18 protein-coding genes are annotated in these 18,774 nt (G+C 73.5%); 12 read left to right on the forward strand and 6 right to left on the reverse strand.

Going from position 1 to position 18,774, the window contains the following annotated elements:
* Window positions 1-16 precede the first annotated feature (16 nt).
* Window positions 17-799, reverse strand: coding sequence for an SDR family NAD(P)-dependent oxidoreductase (locus HTZ77_RS23920; protein WP_175591910.1), 783 nt, complete (start codon window positions 797-799; stop codon window positions 17-19).
* A 148-nt stretch (window positions 800-947) separates the two neighbouring features.
* Here HTZ77_RS23920 and HTZ77_RS23925 point away from each other — a divergent pair, with 148 nt between their 5' ends.
* Genes HTZ77_RS23925 through HTZ77_RS23945 form a run of 5 tightly spaced genes read left to right on the forward strand, consistent with a single transcriptional unit; the run spans window position 948 to window position 5,921 of the window.
* On the forward strand, window positions 948-1,316 hold the full coding sequence (locus tag HTZ77_RS23925) for an antibiotic biosynthesis monooxygenase family protein (protein WP_175591911.1): 369 nt from the start codon (window positions 948-950) through the stop codon (window positions 1,314-1,316).
* Window positions 1,313-2,572 carry a beta-ketoacyl-[acyl-carrier-protein] synthase family protein gene (locus HTZ77_RS23930; protein ID WP_175591912.1) on the forward strand — a complete coding sequence of 420 codons (1,260 nt, stop codon included), beginning with the start codon at window positions 1,313-1,315 and terminating at the stop codon, window positions 2,570-2,572. The genes HTZ77_RS23925 and HTZ77_RS23930 overlap by 4 nt, the downstream gene beginning before the upstream one ends.
* A 4-nt stretch (window positions 2,573-2,576) precedes the next feature.
* On the forward strand, window positions 2,577-3,785 hold the full coding sequence (locus tag HTZ77_RS23935; RefSeq protein WP_175591913.1) for a ketosynthase chain-length factor: 1,209 nt from the start codon (window positions 2,577-2,579) through the stop codon (window positions 3,783-3,785).
* Window positions 3,782-4,819, forward strand: a complete 1,038-nt coding sequence (locus HTZ77_RS23940; protein ID WP_175591914.1) for a ketoacyl-ACP synthase III family protein — start codon at window positions 3,782-3,784, stop codon at window positions 4,817-4,819. Before HTZ77_RS23935 ends, HTZ77_RS23940 begins: the two co-directional genes overlap by 4 nt.
* A 34-nt stretch (window positions 4,820-4,853) precedes the next feature.
* Window positions 4,854-5,921, forward strand: coding sequence for an acyltransferase domain-containing protein (locus tag HTZ77_RS23945; protein ID WP_328808735.1), 1,068 nt, complete (start codon window positions 4,854-4,856; stop codon window positions 5,919-5,921).
* Here the strand turns inward: HTZ77_RS23945 and HTZ77_RS23950 are convergent.
* Entirely contained in the window at window positions 5,896-6,759 is an 864-nt protein-coding gene (locus HTZ77_RS23950; RefSeq protein WP_175591915.1) for a class I SAM-dependent methyltransferase, read from the reverse strand. The genes HTZ77_RS23945 and HTZ77_RS23950 overlap by 26 nt on opposite strands.
* Window positions 6,760-6,905: 146 nt before the next feature.
* Between HTZ77_RS23950 and HTZ77_RS23955 the strand changes: the two genes are divergently transcribed.
* From HTZ77_RS23955 to HTZ77_RS23980, 6 genes are read left to right on the forward strand one after another with little or no spacing between them, the layout of a single operon-like run.
* Window positions 6,906-7,343, forward strand: coding sequence for an ester cyclase (locus tag HTZ77_RS23955; RefSeq protein WP_175591916.1), 438 nt, complete (start codon window positions 6,906-6,908; stop codon window positions 7,341-7,343).
* Window positions 7,343-8,392 (forward strand): methyltransferase, encoded by a 1,050-nt coding sequence (locus HTZ77_RS23960; protein WP_175591917.1) that lies wholly within the window; start codon window positions 7,343-7,345, stop codon window positions 8,390-8,392. Before HTZ77_RS23955 ends, HTZ77_RS23960 begins: the two co-directional genes overlap by 1 nt.
* Entirely contained in the window at window positions 8,389-9,306 is a 918-nt protein-coding gene (locus tag HTZ77_RS23965; RefSeq protein WP_175591918.1) for an alpha/beta fold hydrolase, read from the forward strand. The genes HTZ77_RS23960 and HTZ77_RS23965 overlap by 4 nt, the downstream gene beginning before the upstream one ends.
* Before the next feature lie 11 nt (window positions 9,307-9,317).
* Window positions 9,318-10,775: a cytochrome P450 family protein gene (locus HTZ77_RS23970; protein WP_175591919.1), complete on the forward strand. Its 1,458-nt coding sequence runs from the start codon at window positions 9,318-9,320 to the stop codon at window positions 10,773-10,775.
* Window positions 10,776-10,821: 46 nt separating this feature from the next.
* Window positions 10,822-12,126, forward strand: a complete 1,305-nt coding sequence (locus HTZ77_RS23975; protein WP_175591920.1) for an activator-dependent family glycosyltransferase — start codon at window positions 10,822-10,824, stop codon at window positions 12,124-12,126.
* Window positions 12,123-12,665 carry a flavin reductase family protein gene (locus HTZ77_RS23980; protein ID WP_175591921.1) on the forward strand — a complete coding sequence of 181 codons (543 nt, stop codon included), beginning with the start codon at window positions 12,123-12,125 and terminating at the stop codon, window positions 12,663-12,665. Before HTZ77_RS23975 ends, HTZ77_RS23980 begins: the two co-directional genes overlap by 4 nt.
* A 113-nt stretch (window positions 12,666-12,778) precedes the next feature.
* Here the strand turns inward: HTZ77_RS23980 and HTZ77_RS23985 are convergent, their stop codons facing one another.
* The 4 genes from HTZ77_RS23985 to HTZ77_RS24000 form a co-directional block, all read right to left on the reverse strand.
* Complete coding sequence (locus HTZ77_RS23985; RefSeq protein WP_328808736.1) at window positions 12,779-13,438, reverse strand: response regulator transcription factor; 660 nt, start codon at window positions 13,436-13,438, stop codon at window positions 12,779-12,781.
* On the reverse strand, window positions 13,435-14,868 hold the full coding sequence (locus tag HTZ77_RS23990; RefSeq protein ID WP_328808755.1) for an acyl-CoA carboxylase subunit beta: 1,434 nt from the start codon (window positions 14,866-14,868) through the stop codon (window positions 13,435-13,437). The genes HTZ77_RS23985 and HTZ77_RS23990 overlap by 4 nt, the downstream gene beginning before the upstream one ends.
* 266 nt (window positions 14,869-15,134) lie before the next feature.
* Window positions 15,135-15,968: an ABC transporter permease gene (locus HTZ77_RS23995; protein ID WP_175591923.1), complete on the reverse strand. Its 834-nt coding sequence runs from the start codon at window positions 15,966-15,968 to the stop codon at window positions 15,135-15,137.
* Window positions 15,965-16,954, reverse strand: a complete 990-nt coding sequence (locus HTZ77_RS24000; protein ID WP_175591924.1) for an ATP-binding cassette domain-containing protein — start codon at window positions 16,952-16,954, stop codon at window positions 15,965-15,967. Before HTZ77_RS24000 ends, HTZ77_RS23995 begins: the two co-directional genes overlap by 4 nt.
* Window positions 16,955-17,128: 174 nt before the next feature.
* On the opposite strand from HTZ77_RS24000, the gene rdmE reads away from it, so the two are divergent.
* Entirely contained in the window at window positions 17,129-18,760 is a 1,632-nt protein-coding gene (gene rdmE, locus HTZ77_RS24005; RefSeq protein WP_175591925.1) for an aklavinone 12-hydroxylase RdmE, read from the forward strand.
* Window positions 18,761-18,774: the final 14 nt, after the last annotated feature.

The raw sequence follows: 18,774 nt of genomic DNA on the forward strand, positions 1-18,774 counted from the left end.
GAGAGCTCAGAGAGGCTCAGAAGGTGCCGAGTCCGCCGCAGACGTTGATCGCCTGCGCGGTGATGGACGCCGCCGTGTCCGAGACGAGGTAGCTCACCATCCCGGCGACCTCCTCCGGCGTGGAGTAGCGGCCCAGCGGGATCTTGTCCTGGAACTTGGCCAGCACCTCGTCCTCGGTGACGCCCCAGAAGGCCGCGTACCGCTGGCGCACGCCCTGCGCCATCGGCGTCTCGACGTAGCCCGGGCAGACGGCGTTGACCGTGATGCCGGTCTTGGCCAGCTCCAGGGCCAGCGCCTTCGTCAGGCCGACGACCCCGTGCTTGGAGGCGGAGTACGGCGCGCCGAGCACGACGCCCTGCTTGCCGGCGGTCGAGGCGATGTTGATGATCCGCCCCCGCCCGCGCTCCAGCATCCCGCCCGTCGTCAGCACCGCCTTGATCATCCGGAACGGCGCGGTGAGGTTGGTGTCCAGGATGTCCTGCCACAGCTCGTCGGGGATCTCCGCGGTGACGCCCCCGCCGCCGCGGCCGGCGTTGTTGACCAGCACGTCGATCGGGCCGTACCGGTCGACGGCGGCCCGGACGAGCTCCTGGACCGCGGCGGCGTCGCGGACGTCGCACACCCGCCCGTCGGCCTCGGCCCCCGACTCGCGCAGCCCCTTGAGGGTCAGCTCGACGGCGTCCTGCGTGCGCGCGCACAGGAAGACGCGCATACCGGCGCCTCCCAGGGACCGCGCCACGGCCAGCCCGATGCCGCTGGTGCCACCGGTGACGAGGGCGACCCGGCCTTCCTCGGACATGGGGTTCTCCTTTCGGTCGGCGCAAGGGTCACACCGGCGGCTCGAATGGCGCTAGACGACCTGAGTTCGAGCGGGCCGCGAGAACCGTGCCGCAGCGTCGTGCTGAGAGCTGTCGACCGACTCGGCGGCCCACGACCGAGGAGTACGGATGCCGCACACGGAGTTCGGGGGAGCCGTCACGTTCGTGAACCGGTTCCTCCTGCACGGCCCGGCCGAGGAGTTCGAGCGCGTGTTCGCCGCCACCTCGGAGTTCATGGGATCGAGGCCCGGCTTCCTGTGGCACATGCTGCTGCGTCCGCTGGAGAGCGGGCAGGACCGTCAGTACGTCAACATCGCCGCCTGGGAGGACGAGGCCGCCTTCCGCGCCGCCGTCCGGCACCCGGACTTCGCCCCGCACGCCGGCGCGCTGCGGGCGCTCAGCACCAGCGAGCCCACCCTGTACGAGACGCGGCAGACGCGGACCGCGGCCCTGCCCGAGGCGCGGCAGAGCGGGACCGCGGCGACGGGACGGCCATGAGCAGGCGGGTGGTCGTCACCGGGATCGGCGTGATCGCCCCCGGCGGGATCGGGGTCAAGCCGTTCTGGGACCTGCTGATGTCCGGCGCCACCGCCACGCGCCGGATCACCGCGTTCGACCCCGCGCCGTTCCGCTCCCAGATGGCCGCCGAGGCCGACTTCGACCCCGGCCAGGCCGGCCTGCCGGAGGGCGCCGCCGAGCGGCTGGACCGGGCGGCCCAGTTCGCGCTGGCCGCCTGCGGCGAGGCCATGGCCGACAGCGGCCTGGAGGTCGAGGAGTCCGCCGCCCACCGGGTCGGCGTGGCCCTCGGCAGCGCCGTCGGCTGCACGCAGAAGCTGGAGTCGGAGTACGTGGCCATCAGCGGCCGGGGCGCCGCCTGGGAGGTGGACCACACCCAGGCCTCGCCGTACCTGTACGACTACTTCGTGCCCAGCTCGATGGCCGCCGAGGTGGCCTGGGCGGTCGGCGCGCAGGGCCCGGTGTCGATGGTGTCGGCCGGGTGCACCTCGGGCATCGACGCCATCGGCTACGCCTGCGAGCTGATCCGCGAGGGCAGCGCCGACGTCATGGTCACGGGCGGCACCGACGCGCCGATCGCGCCCATCACCGTGGCCTGCTTCGACGCCATCAAGGCCACCTCCAGCTACAACGACACGCCGGGCAGCGCCTCGCGGCCCTTCGACCGCACCCGCAACGGGTTCGTGCTCGGCGAGGGGGCGGCCGTGCTCGTGCTGGAGGAGGCCGAGGCGGCCCGGCGGCGCGGCGCGCGGGTGTACGCCGAGATCACCGGCTACGCCTCGCGCGGGAACGCGTACCACATGACGGGCCTGCGCTCCGACGGCGCCGAGATGGCCGCGGCGATCACCGCGGCGCTGGACGAGGCGCGCTGCGACCCGTCCGAGATCGGCTACGTCAACGCGCACGGCACGGCCACCAAGCAGAACGACCGGCACGAGACCGCGGCGATCAAGACCGCGCTCGGGGAGCACGCCCACCGGGTGCCGATCAGCTCGATCAAGTCGATGATCGGCCACTCGCTGGGCGCCATCGGCTCGATCGAGGTGGCGGCCGCCGCCCTCGCGGTGACGAGGAGCGCGATCCCGCCCACGGCCAACCTGCACGAACCCGACCCGGAGCTGGACCTGGACTACGTGCCGCTGGTCGCGCGCGAGCAGCGCGTGGACGTCGCGCTGACCGTGGGCAGCGGCTTCGGCGGCTTCCAGAGCGCCATGCTGCTGCGCCGTTTCGAAGGGTGATCACATGCATGACACGGACGTCGTGGTCACCGGGGTCGGCGTGGTCGCCCCCGTCGGCCTGACCCCCGAGGAGTACTGGGCGGCGCTGCTGAGCGGGCGCAGCGGCATCCGGCCGCTGCGCCGCTTCGACGCCGCCCGGCTGCCCTCGCCGCTGGCCGGCGAGGTGGACGGCTTCGAGCCCCGCGACCATCTGCCGGCCCGGATCCTGCCGCAGACCGACCTCATGACGCAGTACGCGCTCTACGCCGCGGACCGGGCCATCGCCGAGTCCGGGTTCGAGCCGGGCTCGCCGCTGGACGTGGGCGTGATCACCGCCAGCGCCTCGGGCGGCTTCGACTTCGGCCAGCGGGAGCTGCAGCACCTGTGGCACGACGGGCCCGACCACGTCAGCGCGTTCATGTCGTTCGCGTGGTTCTACGCGGTCAACACCGGCCAGATCTCCATCCGGCACGACCTGCGGGGACCGGTCGGGGTCATGGTGACCGAGCAGGCCGGCGGGCTCGACGCCATCGCGCACGCCCGCCGCAAGGTCGCGCGCGGGGCGCGGATGATGGTGACCGGCGGGATGGACTCCTCGCTGTGCCCGTACGGGCTGGCCGCCCTGACACGCTGGGGGCGGCTCAGCACGGCCGGCGACCCCGCCGCCGCGTACCTGCCCTTCGACCGCAGGGCCGGCGGGCACGTGCCGGGCGAGGGCGGCGCCATCCTGACGCTGGAGGAGGGAGAGGCGGCCCGCGCGCGGGGCGCCCGGGTGTACGGGCGGATCGCCGGTTACGGGGCGAGCTTCGACCCGCCGCCCGGCTCCGGACGGCCGCCGGCGCTGATCCGGGCGGTCGAGGCGGCGCTGGCCGACGCAGGGGTGGCCCCCGCGGACGTGGCCCTGGTGATCGCCGATGCCGCCGCCGATCCCGGCCTAGACGCGGAGGAGGCGCGGACGCTCGCGGCCGTCTTCGGGCCGCGCGGGGTGCCGGTGACGGCTCCCAAGACGCTGACCGGCCGGTTGTACTCGGGCGCCGCGCCGCTCGACGTCGTGACTGCGCTGCTGGCGCTGCGCGAGGGCGTGGCCCCGGCGACGGCGAACGTCCGCGACGTGGACCCGGAACTGCCCGTGGACCTCGTGCTCGGCGACCCGCGGCCCATCACCGGGGACGCGGCGCTGGTGGTGGCGCGCGGGGCGGGCGGCTTCAACAGCGCGATGGTCGTGCGCCGATGACCGGCGGGTCGTACATCGCCGGGTGCGCGGCGTGGCTGCCGCCGGCCGTGCCGACGGAGCGGGCACTGGAGGCGGGCGAGTGCGACCCGCCGCTCGCCGCGGCCACCGGCATGCTGGCGGTGGCCGTCGCCGACAAGGAGAGCGGCCCCGAGATGGCCGCCCGGGCGGCCCGGACGGCGCTCGCCCGCGCCGGCGCCGGCCCGGCGGACATCGACCTGGTCCTGCACGCCGGTCTCTACTTCCAGGGTCACCACCTGTGGGCGCCCGCCTCGTACGTGCAGCGGGCCGCGGTGGGCAACGCCTGCCCCGCCATGGAGGTCCGGCAGGTCTCCAACGGCGGGATGGCCGCGCTCGAACTGGCCACCGCCTACCTGGACGCCTCCGCGGCCCGCACGGGCGCGCTGATCACGACGGGCGACCGGATGAACCCGCCCGGGTTCGACCGCTGGCGCAGCGATCCCGGCACCGTCTACGCCGACGGCGGCACGGCCCTCGTGCTGTCGCGCGCGACCGGCTTCGCCCGGATCCGCAGCCTCGTGACGGTCTCCGACCCGGAGCTGGAGGGCATGCACCGGGGCGGCGACGCGTTCGGCGCGCCGTCGCTGGAGGAGCTGCCCACGGTGGACCTCGACCTGCACAAGCGCGCCTACGTGCGCGAGGTGGGGCGGGCGGCGACGGCCGCCAAGGTGAGCGCCGGGCAGGAGGCCGCGCTGACCGGGGCCCTGGTGGAGGCGGGCGTGGCCCTGGAGGATGTCAAGGGCTTCGCGCTGCCGCACATGGGGCTGCGCCGGCTCAGGGCCGGCTTCTTCGCCCCGTACGGGATCGACCCGGAGCGCACCACCTGGCCGTGGAGCCGCCACGTCGGCCACCTGGGCGCCGGCGACCCGATCGCCGGGTTCGACCACCTCGTCACCACCGGCGCGGTCGGGCCGGGAGAGCTGTGCCTGCTCGCCAGCGTGGGCGCGGGCTTCTCGTGGTCCTGCGCGGTCGTCGAGGTCCTGAGCCGCCCGGCGTGGGCGGCAGTGAGGCGCTGAGCCGCCCGGCGTGGGCGGGGGAGAGGGGCGAGACGTGACCGTCACCATGGTGATGTTCCCGGGCCAGGGGTCGCAGCACCCGCGGATGGCGTGGGGCCTGTACGGTGGCGAGCCGCGCTTCACCGCCGCCCTCGACGAGGTGCTGGAGGCCTTCGACGACGGCGACGCGATGCGCCGCGACTGGCTCAGCGACGACCCGCGGGTCCCGCTCGACCACGTCACCCGCTCGCAGCCGCTGCTGTTCGCGCTGAACTACGCGCTCGGCCGCACGCTGATGGAGTACGGGGTGCGGCCGTGGGTCATGCTCGGCCACAGCATCGGCGAGATGGCCGCCTCGGTGCTGGGCGGCGTGTTCACCCTGCGCGACGGCGCGCGCCTGGTGCAGGAGCGGATCCGGCTGCTGGCCGAGGCGCCTCCGGGCGGCATGCTCGCGGTCTCGGCCTCGGCCGCCGACCTGGAGCAGGTGCTGACCGGCGACGTCGTGGTCGCCGCGGTCAACGCGCCCCGTCAGACGATCCTGGCCGGGCCGTCCGGCCCGCTCGCCGAGGTGGAGGAGCGGCTGCGGCGCGACGGGTTCGTCTGCGCCCCGGTGCCGGCGATGACCGCCTTCCACAGCCCCATGCTGGCGGGCGTGGCCTCCGCGGCCATCGACGGCTTCGCCACCACGCCCGTGCGCGCGCCGCGCATCCCGCTGCGCTCCTGCTACACGGCCGCGCCGCTGACCGGGGAGACGGCCGCCGACCCGGACTACTGGGCCGGTCATCCGGTGCGGCCGGTGCTGTTCTGGCCGGCGCTGGACGCGGTCCTGTCTGCCCGCGACGACGTCGTGTGCGTCGAGGCCGGGCCGGGGCAGGGGCTGAGCACCATCGCCCGGCGGCACCGCGCGGTGCGCGCCGGGCGGGGCGAGGTGGTGGCGCTGCTGCCCGCGCGGGCCGGCGGCCCCGAGGCGGACCGCGCCGCCTTCGACGCGGCCCTGGAACGACTGTCCGCCCTGTCCGCTCTGCCCGTGACCGGCCCGGCGTCGACCGGCCCGGCGTCGACCGGCCCGGCGTCGGCCGGGCCGGTCTCGGGCGGATCTATCCTCGGGCGACGCGCGCGGTGACGAAGCGGACCGGGACCTCGATGACCACCGGCCCGCTCCCGCCCCGAAGCCGGTCGAGCCCCTCGGTCAGCCGCTCGCGCAGGTCCTCGCGCTGCGGCGCGGGCAGGTTCTGCCACAGCAGCCGCATCCCCTGGGTGTGCGACCACTCCACCCACCGCTCGGGGGACTCGGCGGTCATCCGGACCGGCTCGTCCAGCACCCGCACCTCGCGGTAGCCGGCCCGCTCCAGCGTCGCCGCCAGGTCCCCGGCGTCCTCCAGCCAGCTGTTGAAACGCCGCACCAGCGCCTCCGGCTGCCATTCCGGAGGCAGGTGCTCCAACAGCGAGGAAGGAATGAGCGGGGTGAACTCAGGCGGCAGGAACGGAAAAGTCCCGGCCCGGAAAACCGGACTCGTAAATGCGATCCGCCCGCCGTCGGCGAGCAATTCCGTATACCGGGAAAGCGCCCCCGGCGCGTCGGGCAGAAAAATGATGCTGTAACCGCCGAGCAGCACGTCGAAAGCGCCCGCGGGAAGTTCCGGATTTTCCGCGTCCATCACCCGCGCCTCGACCTGGGAAAGGCCGCGGGCGGCGATCTCCTTGCCGACCTCCTCCACCATGGCCGGGGCCAGGTCGATGCCCAGCGCGTGCCCGCGCGGCCCCACCAGCTCCGCCGCGGGGAAGAGGCTGGCGCCCCGGCCACAACCGACGTCCAACACCCTCTCACCTGCGACGGGAGCAGCCAGCTCCACGAGCCGGCGGCCCATCGGGGTGAAGAACTCCACCCCCGTCCGGTCGTAGCGCGCGGCGGAGTCGTCGAAGACCCCCGCGACCTGTCGCTTGTACGCCGAGCTGTCCACAAGCCCTCCCTTCTGCGCAATCACCAGTATTCGAGCGCCTCTGGAGAACCGGTCGAGAACGGGTGCACAGCCGCCTTTCCCGCTTGTCCCGCGCGCGTACCGGAGCGAACAATCGACGCGGAGACACACCCATTCAGGGAGCGCCGATGAGCAAGCAGATCGAAATCGTCCGCCGCATGGTGGCGGCGTACAACAGCGGCGAAACCGGAGACGTCGAGGAGTTCATTCATCCGGAATATCTCAACCCCGGCGCGCTGGAGCACAATCCCGACGGGCGCGGCCCCGAGGCGTTCGCGGGCGCGGTCAAGTGGCTGAAGTACGCCTTCTCCGAGGACGCCTGCCTGGAGGAGATCGGCTACGAGGAGAACGGCGAGTGGGTGCGCGCCCACCTCGTGCTCTACGGCCGCCACGTCGGCAACCTGGTCGGGATGCCGCCCACCGGCCGCAGGTTCGCCGGTGAGCAGATCCACCTGATCCGGATCGTGGACGGCAAGATCCGCGACCACCGCGACTGGCCCGACTACCTCGGCACCTACCGGCAGCTCGACATGCCGTGGCCCGCCGACGGCGGGTGGCGTCCCTGATGGCCGAGTCGCGCGACGACGACCCGCTGTGGGGCCTGATCCGGCTCGGCAGCCTGCACACCCCGATGGCGGTGCGCGTGGCGGCCACCCTCCGCCTGGTCGACCACATCAAGGACGGCGCCACCGGCCTCCGCGAGCTGGCCGAGCGTACCGGGACGGACCCGGACGCGCTGGCCCGGCTGATCCGCCACCTCGTCGCGGTCGGCGTGCTGGCCGAGCCGGAGCCCGGCCGCCTGGCCCCGACCGCGATGGGTGAGGTGCTCGCCGACGACCACCCCGCCGCCCAGCGCGCCTGGCACGACCTCGGCGAGATCGTGGCCCGCGCCGACGTCGGCTTCACCCGGCTGCTGGACGCCGTCCGCACCGGCCGGCCCACGTACGCCGACGTCTACGGCCGGCCCTTCTACGACGACCTGGCCGCCGAGCCGCGCCTGCGCGAGTCGTTCGAGTCGCTGATGGCCTGCGACCAGCACGTGGCCTACGACGCGCCCACCGCCGCCTACGACTGGAGCGGCGTGCGCCACGTGTGCGACGTCGGCGGCGGCACGGGCGGCTTCGTCGCGGCCGTCGCGCGGGCCGCGCCGCACGTGACCGCCACGATCCTGGAGCTGCCGGGCACCGCGCAGGTCGCCCGCGACCACCTGGCCGCCGAGGGCCTCGCCGACCGCTGCGACGTGATCGAGGGCGACTTCTTCGCGCCGCTGCCGTGCAAGGCCGACGTCATGCTGCTGTCGTTCGTGCTGCTCAACTGGCCGGACGAGGACGCCGCGCGGATCCTCGCCCGCTGCGCCGACTCCCTCGAACCCGGCGGCCGGATCCTCGTCTACGAGCGCGACGACCTGGCCGAGAACGCCGGCAACGAACGCTTCACCGAGCTGGACCTGCGCATGCTGGTCTTCCTCGGCGGGCGGCTGCGCACCCGCGACGCGTGGGCGGGACTGGCCGCCCGCGCCGGGCTGGCCGTGGAGTCGGTGCGCCGCCTGCCCAACCCGACGATCCCCTTCGACCTGTCCCTGATCGTGCTCGCCCCGGCCGAGGAGGTCTCGTGACGACCCGTGTCATCGCCAACGGCGAGGTGTCCCTGTGGAGCGAGGACTTCGGCGACCCCGCCGCCCCGCCGCTGCTGCTGGTCGCCGGCGGCAACCTGTCGGCCAAGTCGTGGCCCGACGCGTTGGTGGCGCTGCTCGCCGAGAAGGGCCACCACGTCATCCGCTACGACCACCGCGACACCGGCCGCTCGACCGCGATCGACTTCGCGACCTTCCAGGCGCGGCCGTACGGCTTCGACGAGCTGGTCTCCGACGCGCTGGCCGTGCTCGACGGCTGGGAGGTCCCCGCCGCGCACGTCGTCGGCATGTCGCTCGGCCACACCATCGGCCAGCTCCTCGCCATCGACCACCCCGACCGGCTGCTGAGCCTCACCCTCATGCTCGGCGGGGCGCTCGACGTCGACTTCGACGCCAACATCGAACGCGTCATGAGCGACGCGCCCTCCGCCGACGGGCTGCCGCTGCCCACCCGGCGCTTCCTGGACGTCATCACCCTGATGTCGCAGCCGGTCGACGGGCCGGAGGCCGAGCTGGAGCGGCGGGTGGAGAAGTGGCGGCTGCTCAACGGCGAGGACCTGCCGTTCGACGCCGACGAGTTCCGCCGCGGCGAGCTGCGCGCCGTCGCGCACGCGGGCTCCTTCCAGGAGCCGATCAACCACCACATGATCCCGCAGCCGCCGGTCTCGCGGGGCGCGGAGCTGGCCGGGGTGCGCGTGCCCACGCTGGCGATCCAGGCGATGCGCGACCCCGCCGCGCCGCCGCCGCACGCCCGGCACGTCGCCGACCTCATCCCCGGGGCGCGGGTCGTGGAGCTCGCCGAGATGGGGCACGCGCTCGCCTCGGCCGTCCACGAACCGCTGGCCGCCGCCATCAGCTCGCACACTCTCAGCACGCCCCACCGCGTCACCACCTGAGGAGCACCACGATGCCGACCACGCCGCAGACCCTGCCGCCCACAGTGCCGACCGCAGTGACCCCCAGCGAGCTCGGCCGTCACCTGCTCACGATCCGCGGCTTCCACTTCGTCCTGGGCGCGCTCGGCGACCCGTACGCCCGCCTGCTGCGGGGCGAGGGCGACGACACCGCGGCGCTCGGCGACGAGATCAGGCGCGCGGGCCCCCTCTTCCGCAGCCACCTCGGCACATGCGTCACGGCCAGCGGGGAGGCGGCCGCCGCGCTGCTGCGCGACCCGCGCCTCGACACCGGCCACCCGGGCGGTGACCGGGCGCACCTGGGCGAGAACCTGTGGGAGACCTGGCGCACCTGCCACGTCACGCCCATGGACGACGCCCTGCTGACGCTGCCGCTGGCCGACTACCGGCGGCTCGACCGGGTCAACCGGCCCGTGCTCGGCCCGGTGACGGCCGGGGCGTGGCGGGCGGACGTCCGGCACGCGGCCGGGCGCGTCGCCGACCGTGCCGGAGAGGCGTTCGACCTGGCCGCCGACCTGGTCAGACCGGCGGTGGCCGCGTCCCTGTCCCGCGTCCTCGGCCTGTCCGGCCCCGGCGGCCCGGACGCGGGCGGCTCGGGCCCACGTGGTTCCGGCCCCTTGAACGGAGCCGCGAGCGGCCTGAGGAGGGAGGGCCTGAGGAGGGAGGGAACGCGCGCGGGTGAGGGCGGCTCGCTCGCAGAGGAGCCGGGAGCCGGTGACCCGGGCCCCGCGGAGCGGGAGCTGGCGGAGCTGCTGCCGCGGCTGGGCGTCGCCCTGGACGCCGTGCTGTGCCCGCCGCGGCTGCCCGTCGCCCGCGACCTGGAGGAGGCCGTGGCCCGCGCCCGCGTCCTCGTCCACGACCTCGTGACGGCCCGCGCGGCCGAGCCCGGGGACGACGCGGTCAGCGCCATGCTGGCCACCGGCCTCGGCGAGGCGGACGTGGCGGCGGCCTGCCTGCTCCACCTGGTGGCCGGGGCCGAGATCGCGGCCGCCACCGCCGCCGACGCGATCGTGGCGCTGCTCGACCACCCCGGCCAGTGGGCGGCCGTGTGCCGCTCGCCCGAGCTGGCCGCGGACGCCGTCGAGGAGACCCTGCGCTGGTCGCCGCCGGTGCGGCTGGTCAGCAGGACCGCCCAGGAGCCGCTGGCCGCGCACGGCCAGGAGATCGACGCCGACGCCCACGTCGTGATCGTCGTGGACGCCGCCAACCGCGACCTGGCCGGCGTCGCCGACCCGGACCGCTTCGACCTCGCCCACGCGGGCGCCCCGAGCCTCTCCCTGACCGGAGGCGGGCCCGAGGAGCTCGTCGCCCCGCTCGCCCGCGTGGTCGCCACCGAGATCGTCCGCGCCGCCGCCAGCCGGTGGCCGGGCCTGCGCGCGGACGGAGCCGTCGTGCGCCGCATGCGCTCGCCCGTCGTGCGGGCCGTGGTCAGGCTTCCCCTGTGCCGTTAGGAGACCCGGGTCCTTCGCGGGACCTGGGGCGTGAGGAGATTCGACGATGCGCGTGCTGGTCACGTCTTTCGCCATGGACGCCCACTTCAACGGCATGGTGCCGCTGGCCTGGGCGTTACGCACCGCGGGGCACGAGGTCCGGGTGGCCAGCCAGCCCGCGCTGACCCCCAGCATCGCCCGGGCCGGGCTCACCGCCGTGCCCGTCGGCGACGACCACCAGGTGGAACAGGTGATGACCGCCGCCGCCCCCGGCGTCTTCGCCCTGCATCAGAACCCCGACTACCTGGAGGGCCGCCCCGAGCTGCTCGACCTGGACTTCCTGGAGTCGTCCACCACGATGCTCACCGCGATGTTCTACGCCCAGATCAACAACGACTCCATGGTCGACGAGATGGTGGCCTTCTCCCGCTGGTGGCGGCCCGACCTCGTGATCTGGGAGCCGTTCACCTTCGCCGGGGCCGTGGCCGCGCACGTCACCGGCGCCGCGCACGCCCGGCTGCTGTGGGGGCCGGACCTGTTCCTCCAGGTGTACCAGCGCTTCCAGCGGCTGCTCGCGCCGCAGCCGCCCGAACTGCGCGACGACGCGGTGCGCGACTGGCTCACCTGGACGCTCGGCCGTCACGGCGCCGAGTTCAGCCCGGAGGTCGTCACCGGCCACTGGACCATCGACCAGATGCCGGCCAGCGTCCGCTTCGAGCTGGACCAGCCGCTGGTGCCGATGCGCTACATCCCGTACAACGGGCCGCTGCCGGCCGTCGTGCCCTCCTGGTCGCGGACCGACCCGGACCGGCCCCGGGTGTGCGTCACCCAGGGCATGACCGAGCGCACGACCGGCTTCTCCGGCCTGGACGCCGTCGCCGACCTGCTGGAGGCGATCGCCGAGCTGGACGTCGAGGTGATCGCCACCGTCAAGGCCGGCGAGCGGATACGGCCGCTGCCGGGCAACGTCCGCGTGGTCGACAGCGTGCCGCTGCACGTGGTGCTGCCGAGCTGCGACGCGGTCGTCCACCACGGCGGCGCGGGCACCTGGGCCGGCGCGGCGCTCTACGGCGTCCCGCAGCTCGCGCTCGCCTGGCAGTGGGACGACGTGTTCCGCGCGCTGCGCCTGGAGAAGCTCGGCGCCGGCATGTACCTGCCGCCGGGCCCCGCCCGCCAGCCAGGCGCGGTCCGCGACGGCCTGGCCCACCTGCTGGCCGACTCGTCGTTCCGGGCGGGCGCGGCCAAGATCAGAGAGGAGATGCTCGACTGCCCCACCCCCAACGAGGTCGTGCCGGCGCTGGAGGACCTGACCGCGGCGCACCGCGGCGCCCCCTCGGGCATCCCCGCCGGTACGGCACCCGCGCACCGATGAGCCGCGCGTACCGCGACCGGGCGGTCGGCGAGGAGGAGTTCCGCCGCGCGCTGGCCGGCCACGCGGCGGGGGTGGTCGTCGTCACCGCCACGGTCGGGGGAGTCCCCGTCGGGGTGACGGCCACCTCCTTCTCCTCGGTCAGCCTCCGGCCGCCGCTGGTGGCCTTCTACCTCGGCCGTACGTCCTCGACCTGGCCGTGGCTGCGCGACGCCGACCGCTTCGCCGTCAACATCCTGGCCGGGGACCAGGGGGACATCGCGGCCCGCTTCGCCCGCACCCACGTCGACCGGTTCGCGCCGCCGACCCGGTGGAGCGCGGACGAGTTCGGCACGCCGCTGCTGGAGGGCGTCACGGCCCACCTGACCTGCTCCCCGTACCGCACCGCGGACATCGGTGACCACGTGCTGGTCGTCGGCCTGGTGACCGGCACGCGCATCGACGAGCGGGGCCGCCCCCTGCTCTACCACCAGGGGCGCTTCGGGCGGTTCGTCCCGGAACACGAGCCGGTCCACGGGACGGCGCGCGGGGAACCGCAGTAACCCCCCGGCGCCGCCCGCGCACTCAGCATCCCCCTACCGTCATCCCCCACCGTCCCCGTCCTCGCGCCGCGCATCCCCCTGGCGCCGACCCGCGCGCGGCATCCCCCAGCGGCTCAGTAGATCCAGCCGGACTTGCGGGCGATGCGGATCGCGTCGATGCGGTTGCGCGCCTTCAGCTTGCTCACCACGACCGTCAGGTAGTTGCGCACGGTCCCCGGCGACAGGAAGAGCGCGCTCGCGATCTCCCGGATCTCGTCCCCCTCCGCCGCGAGCTGGAGCACCTCCAGCTCGCGGTCGGTGAGCGGGCACCCGGTCGAGCCCCACGCGACCAGCGCCAGGTCGGCGTCGAAGACCCGGTACCCCGCCGCCACCCGCCGGATGCCGTCGGCGAGCTGCTCGGGCGGCGAGGTCTTCAGCATGAGTCCCCCCACGCCGGCCGACAGCGCCTGGCGCACCGTGGCCGGCCGGGCGAGGCTGCTCAGCAGCAGGGTGTCGCAGCCGGGCAGCGTCTCCTTCAGCTCCACGGCCGCCGCGAACCGGTCCTTCCAGCACAGGTCGGCGTCGATGACCGCGACGTGGGGCGCGCCGGTCCGCGCGGTGGCCAGGATCTGCCTCCCGTCGGACACGGCGCCCACGACCTCGATGTCCGCCTCCTGCCGCAGCAGCGCCACCAGCGCGCCGCGCACCATGTCCAGGTCCTCGGCGATGACGACGCGGATCGTCCCGTTGCCCGGCTCGGTGGCCGACGCCCGAGCGGAGAACGCCGCCCTCACTGGGGAAGGTTGTCGTGACGGAACCGGGGACGGACCGACCTGGCCAGCGTCCGCAGGGTCGCGGCCAGCACCGGCCTGGTCTGCTCCGGCTCGATGACCTCGTCCACCGACAGCCGCTCGGCCGGCAGGTGCGGCGCCATCACCTCGCGCTCGTAGCCCGCCACCAGGTCGGGGCGCACCCCGGGGTCTTCGCGCAACTCCCGCCGGTAGACGATGTCGACCGCTCCTTCCGCACCCATGACTGCCATCTGCGCCCTCGGCCAGCAGAACACGGCGTCCGCCCCCAACGACTTGGAATTCATGACGATGTACGCGCCGCCGAACGCCTTGCGCAGCACCACGGTCAGCCGCGGCACGGTCGCCTCGGAGAACGCGTAAAGCAGTTTCGCACCCTTGCGTATCACTCCATTTGTTTCCTGTTTGGTTCCGGGAAGAAAACCCGGGGTGTCGACCAGGGTCACGAGAGGTAATCCGAACGCGTCGCACAGCCGGACGAAACGCGCCCCTTTCTCGGACGCCGAGATGTCCAGGACGCCCGCGAGCGCCAGCGGCTGATTGGCCACCACGCCGACCGGGCGGCCCTCGATCCGCGCGAAACCCACGACCAGGTTGCGAGCGAAACGCGACTGAAGCTCGAGAAAACTGTCGGAGTCCACGATTCCCGCGATCACCTGCCGGACGTCATAGGGGACGCGGGGGCTGTCCGGAAGCCGGGGCATCGCGCCGGGTGGCGCCGGCATGCCCATCGGGACCTCGTCCCAGCAGGAGTCGGGCAGGTAGGAAAGGACCCGCCGGGCCAGGTCCATGGCCTCCGCCGGGCCGGCGGCGACCAGGTGCGCGACGCCCGAGTGGCGGGTGTGGATCTCGCTGCCGCCGAGGTCGGCCGGGCTGACGTCCTCGAAGGTGACCGCCTTGACGACCTGGGGCCCGGTGAGGAACATGTGGGCGTTCTCGCGCAGCATGATGATGATGTCGGTGAGCGCGGGTGAGTAGACGGCGCCGCCGGCGCACGCCCCGAGGATCAGGCTGAGCTGCGGCACCCGGCCGGACAGTTGCACGTTGGCCCGGAAGATCGCGCCGTAGCCGTCGAGGGCCGCGAGCCCCTCCTGGATGCGGGCGCCGCCCGAGTCGAGCAGCCCGACCACCGGCATCCGGGCGCGGCCGGCCTGCCGCAGAACCGCCTCGATCTTGGCGGCGTGGATCTCGCCCAGCGAGCCGCCGAGCGCGGAGGGGTCCTGGGCGAAGACCCCGATCGGGCGGCCGTCGACCGTCGCGTGCCCGGTGACGACGCCGTCGCCGGCCGGGCGCTTGGCCTGCATGCCGAAGGCCGTGACCCTATGTCGGGCCTGGCTGCCGAATTCCACAAAGGAGTCGGGATCGGTCAGCGTGTCGATGCGGTGCCGGACGTCGGCGGGCCGGGACCGCGACACCAACGAGGATGAGGAAAGCGGAGGTCCAGTCATTGTCACTCCATTATTTCGAACATTCCTTCTTTCTTGCCCCACATGAAAGAGGACGATTAAAAATTGAATCGTCCCCAGCTTTCCATGATAGGCTAAATATGTGCTGTGTCACCTGTCAAGCCCATCCGGTAAGGCCCAAGTGCTAGTATGTAAGTGATCGCTTACTTAACGTGTTCAGCGCCCCATCGGGAATATCCGCGACGGGGCGCTGTAATGAGCGGCGTCCCGCCCGCTCAGCGGGTGTTCTTGCTGCGGTACAGACGGACGGCGAGCGGCGCGAACACCACCGTGATGACCAGCGAGGCGATCAGCGCCCACATCACGTCCCAGAACCCGGCCGTGCCGTGCATGAGGGCCCGCGACGCCGTGGCCGCGTGGCTCAGCGGGTTGACCTTGACCAGCACCTGCATCCACGACGGCATGGTCTCGGGCCGGACGAAGATGTTGCTCATGAACAGCAGCGGATAGATCACGATCATGCTGGTGCCGGAGACCCGTTCCGGGACGCTGGCGACCACGCCGATCGCGGCGAAGATCCAGCTCACGCTGAACGCGAAGACGATCAGCACCCCCATGGCCGCGAGCACGCCGAGGATGCCGCCGCCCGGCCGGAAGCCCAGCGCCAGGCCCATGCCGATGGTCATGGTCAGCGCGATCAGGTAGCGCAGGACGTCGCCGACCAGGTTGCCGGCGATCGCCGCCGGCTGCCAGAACGGCAGCGTGCGGAAGCGGTCGAAGACGCCCTTGTTGATGTCGGTGTTGATCGCGGTGCCGGTGTAGACGGTCATGAGGATGACGCTCTGCACCGCGATGCCCGGCAGGAAGAACTGGAGGTACTGGCTCGGCGAGCCGGCGAAGGCGCCGCCGAACAGGTACGTGAAGAGCAGCAGGAAGATCGCCGGCAGCAGGATGATGTCGATGAGCTGCGCGGGGAAGTGCTTGAAGGCCATGATCCCACGCCACAGGTGGGTGATCGTCGCCGACACCGGGCTGGCCTTCGGCGGCCTCTCGTGGGTGACCAGGATGGCCATCACCCGGTCGTCGACGTGCTCGATCGACGAGGTCATGCCGCCGCCTCCTCTCCGGCGTCCCCGGCGGACTGGTCGTCGGCCTTGTGGCCGGTGAGCGTCAGGAACACCTCGTCCAGGCTCGGCCGGGTCACGGAGAACTCGGCCGGCTCGATCGAGGCGCGGGTCAGGGCGCCGAGCGCCTGGAGCACCCGCGAGTTGTCCTCCACGCGGGCGGACATCTCGGCGGGGTCGCCCTCCAGGTGCACGGGGACGCCCAGCTCCTGCGTGAGCAGGTCCTCGGCCTTGTCGCGCTGCCCGGGGTCGCGCAGCCGCACGTGCAGGGCGACCTGGCCGACCGAGGCCTTGAGCTCGTCGGTGGTGCCCTCGGCGATGACCGTGCCCTGGTCGACGACCGCGATGCGGTCGGCCAGCTCGTCGGCCTCGTCGAGGTACTGGGTGGTGAGCAGGATCGTCGTGCCGCCGGCCAGCAGCGCCCGCACGATGTCCCACACCTGGTTGCGGCTGCGCGGGTCGAGGCCGGTGGTCGGCTCGTCCAGGAACAGCAGGTCGGGGCTCACGACGATGCTGGCCGCGATGTCCAGCCGCCGCCGCATGCCGCCGGAGTAGGTGCTGACCAGCCGCCCGGCCGCGTGGGTCAGGCCGAAGGCGTCCATCAGGTCGCCGGCCCGTTGCCTGGCCTTGGGCCAGGTGTAGCCCTGGAGCCTGCCCATGAGGACGAGGTTCTCCAGGCCGGTCAGCGCGTCGTCCACCGAGGCGTACTGCCCGGTCACGCTGATGCGCCGGCGCACCGCGTCGGAGTCGCGCACCACGTCGTGGCCGAACACGGTCGCCGTGCCCCCGTCGGGCCGCAGCAGCGTGGCCAGCATGCGGATCAGCGTCGACTTGCCCGCGCCGTTCGGCCCGAGCACGCTGTACACGATCCCGGGCGGCACGCGCAGGTCGATGCCGTCGACGGCCTTGGTCTGCCCGAACAGTTTCCGCAGGCCGGAAGTCTCTATCGCGAGTGTGGGTGGAGAGCTCATCGGAGGCTCCCGTCGCTCCCGCCGTTTTTCGTCATGCCTCGGACGATAACGAGCAGCGCGGTCACCTCCTGACCGCATTGGCCGTGGGCCGCGAAATTGTCCAGCCGTTCTCAGTGATTACTTGATTCGCGCCTCCGACCATGAAATTCCGCACGAGTCAAGGAGGCCGCAGTGATGGAACCGGACGTTGACGTGGTGATCGTCGGTGGGGCGCTCGGCGGTCTGTCCTCGGCGATGTTCCTCGCCCGGAGGGGCGTGCGGGTGCTGCTCGTGGAGCGGCACGGCAGCACCTCGATCTACCCCAAGGCCGCCGGCCAAAACCCGCGCACCATGGAGCTGCTGCGCATCGGCGGCGTCGCCGACGAGGTCATGGCCGCCACCGACATCCGCGGCCGGCAGGGCGACTTCACCATCAAGGTGGCCGAGACCGTGGGCGGCCGGACGCTGCACACCTTCGCCGAGAGCTTCGAGGAGCTGGTCGGGGCCACCGAGGACTGCACGCCCATGCCGTGGGCCCTCGCCTCCCAGGACCGGGTGGAGCCCATTCTGCTGGCCCAGGCCGAGAAGCACGGCGCCGACATCCGCTTCGGCACCGAGATGACGGACTTCGCCCAGGACGACGACGGCGTCACGGTGCGGCTGCGCACGGTGGCCGACGGCGCCGAGACCACGGTCCGGGGCCGCTACCTCGTGGCCGCCGACGGCCCGCGCAGCGAGATCAGGGAACGGCTCGGCATCCCGCGCCACGGCCACGGCTCGCTGGCCCACTTCGTCGGCATCATCTTCGAGGCCGACCTGTCCGCGGTGCTGCCGCCCGGCTCGACCGGCTGGTACTACCTGCAGAACCCCGCCTTCACCGGCACGTTCGGCCCGACCGACCGGCCCGACCGGCACACCTTCTACGTCCAGTACGACCCGGCGCGCGGCGAGAGGCCCGAGGACTACCCGCCGCGGCGCTGCGAGGAGCTCATCCGCCTGGCCGTCGGCGCCCCGGACCTGCGGCCGGTGCTGCTCGACGTGCAGGCGTGGGAGATGGCCGCCTACATCGCCGACCGCTGGCGGGACGGCCGGATCCTGCTGGTCGGCGACGCCGCCAAGGTCACCCCGCCGACCGGCGGGATGGGCGGCAACACCGCCGTCGGCGACGGCTTCGACGTGGCGTGGAAGCTCGCGGCCGTCGTGAACGGCGAGGCGGGGGAGGGGCTGCTCGACAGCTACGGCCTCGAACGCGCGCAGGTCGCCCGGCTCGTGGTGGACGAGTCGCTGAGCATCTACGGCGAGCGGATGGCCCCGCACCTGGCCGACAGCCTGCCGGGCGCGCGGGGCATGGCCGAGGTGCTCATGGGCTTCCGCTACCGCTCCGGCGCGGTGGTGGCCGAGGACGACGACCCCGAGCCCGTCGAGGACCCGCTGCGCCCCACGGGCCGCCCCGGCTTCCGCGCGCCGCACGCCTGGGTGGAGCGGGACGGAGCCCCCGGAGCCCGGGTGTCCACGATCGAGCTGTACGGCGACGGCTGGGTGCTGATCGCCGGGCCCGAGGGGAAGGCGTGGGCCGAGGCGGCCGCCGGGGCCGCGCGCGACCTCGGCGTCCGCCTGGACGTCCACGTCCTGGGGGAGGACCTGCGCGACCCGGACGGCGACCTGACGCGCCGCTACGGGTTCGGGCCCGCGGGCGCCACACTGGTGCGGCCCGACGGGGTGATCGCCTGGCGCTCGGCGGGCGCCGCGCCGGACCCCGGGGCCGCCTTCCGCGCCGCCCTGGCCACGGTGCTGTCCCGGGTGCCGGCGGAGGCCGCGCATGGCTGACCCGCCGCGCGTCA

The sequence above is a fragment of the Nonomuraea montanisoli genome (genome assembly GCF_013363975.1).
Taxonomy (GTDB): Bacteria; Actinomycetota; Actinomycetes; order Streptosporangiales; family Streptosporangiaceae; genus Nonomuraea; species Nonomuraea montanisoli.

What these genes read in the sequence shown, in the direction of transcription:
- HTZ77_RS23980 (WP_175591921.1), top strand. Translation starts at nt 12,123, where the DNA reads ATGAGCCGCGCGTACCGCGACCGGGCGGTCGGCGAGGAGGAGTTCCGC.
- rdmE (WP_175591925.1), top strand. Translation starts at nt 17,129, where the DNA reads ATGGAACCGGACGTTGACGTGGTGATCGTCGGTGGGGCGCTCGGCGGT.
- HTZ77_RS23960 (WP_175591917.1), top strand. Translation starts at nt 7,343, where the DNA reads ATGGCCGAGTCGCGCGACGACGACCCGCTGTGGGGCCTGATCCGGCTC.
- HTZ77_RS23955 (WP_175591916.1), top strand. Translation starts at nt 6,906, where the DNA reads ATGAGCAAGCAGATCGAAATCGTCCGCCGCATGGTGGCGGCGTACAAC.
- HTZ77_RS24000 (WP_175591924.1), bottom strand. Translation starts at nt 16,954, where the DNA reads ATGAGCTCTCCACCCACACTCGCGATAGAGACTTCCGGCCTGCGGAAA.
- HTZ77_RS23930 (WP_175591912.1), top strand. Translation starts at nt 1,313, where the DNA reads ATGAGCAGGCGGGTGGTCGTCACCGGGATCGGCGTGATCGCCCCCGGC.
- HTZ77_RS23975 (WP_175591920.1), top strand. Translation starts at nt 10,822, where the DNA reads ATGCGCGTGCTGGTCACGTCTTTCGCCATGGACGCCCACTTCAACGGC.
- HTZ77_RS23935 (WP_175591913.1), top strand. Translation starts at nt 2,577, where the DNA reads ATGCATGACACGGACGTCGTGGTCACCGGGGTCGGCGTGGTCGCCCCC.
- HTZ77_RS23925 (WP_175591911.1), top strand. Translation starts at nt 948, where the DNA reads ATGCCGCACACGGAGTTCGGGGGAGCCGTCACGTTCGTGAACCGGTTC.
- HTZ77_RS23940 (WP_175591914.1), top strand. Translation starts at nt 3,782, where the DNA reads ATGACCGGCGGGTCGTACATCGCCGGGTGCGCGGCGTGGCTGCCGCCG.
- HTZ77_RS23920 (WP_175591910.1), bottom strand. Translation starts at nt 799, where the DNA reads ATGTCCGAGGAAGGCCGGGTCGCCCTCGTCACCGGTGGCACCAGCGGC.
- HTZ77_RS23970 (WP_175591919.1), top strand. Translation starts at nt 9,318, where the DNA reads ATGCCGACCACGCCGCAGACCCTGCCGCCCACAGTGCCGACCGCAGTG.
- HTZ77_RS23995 (WP_175591923.1), bottom strand. Translation starts at nt 15,968, where the DNA reads ATGACCTCGTCGATCGAGCACGTCGACGACCGGGTGATGGCCATCCTG.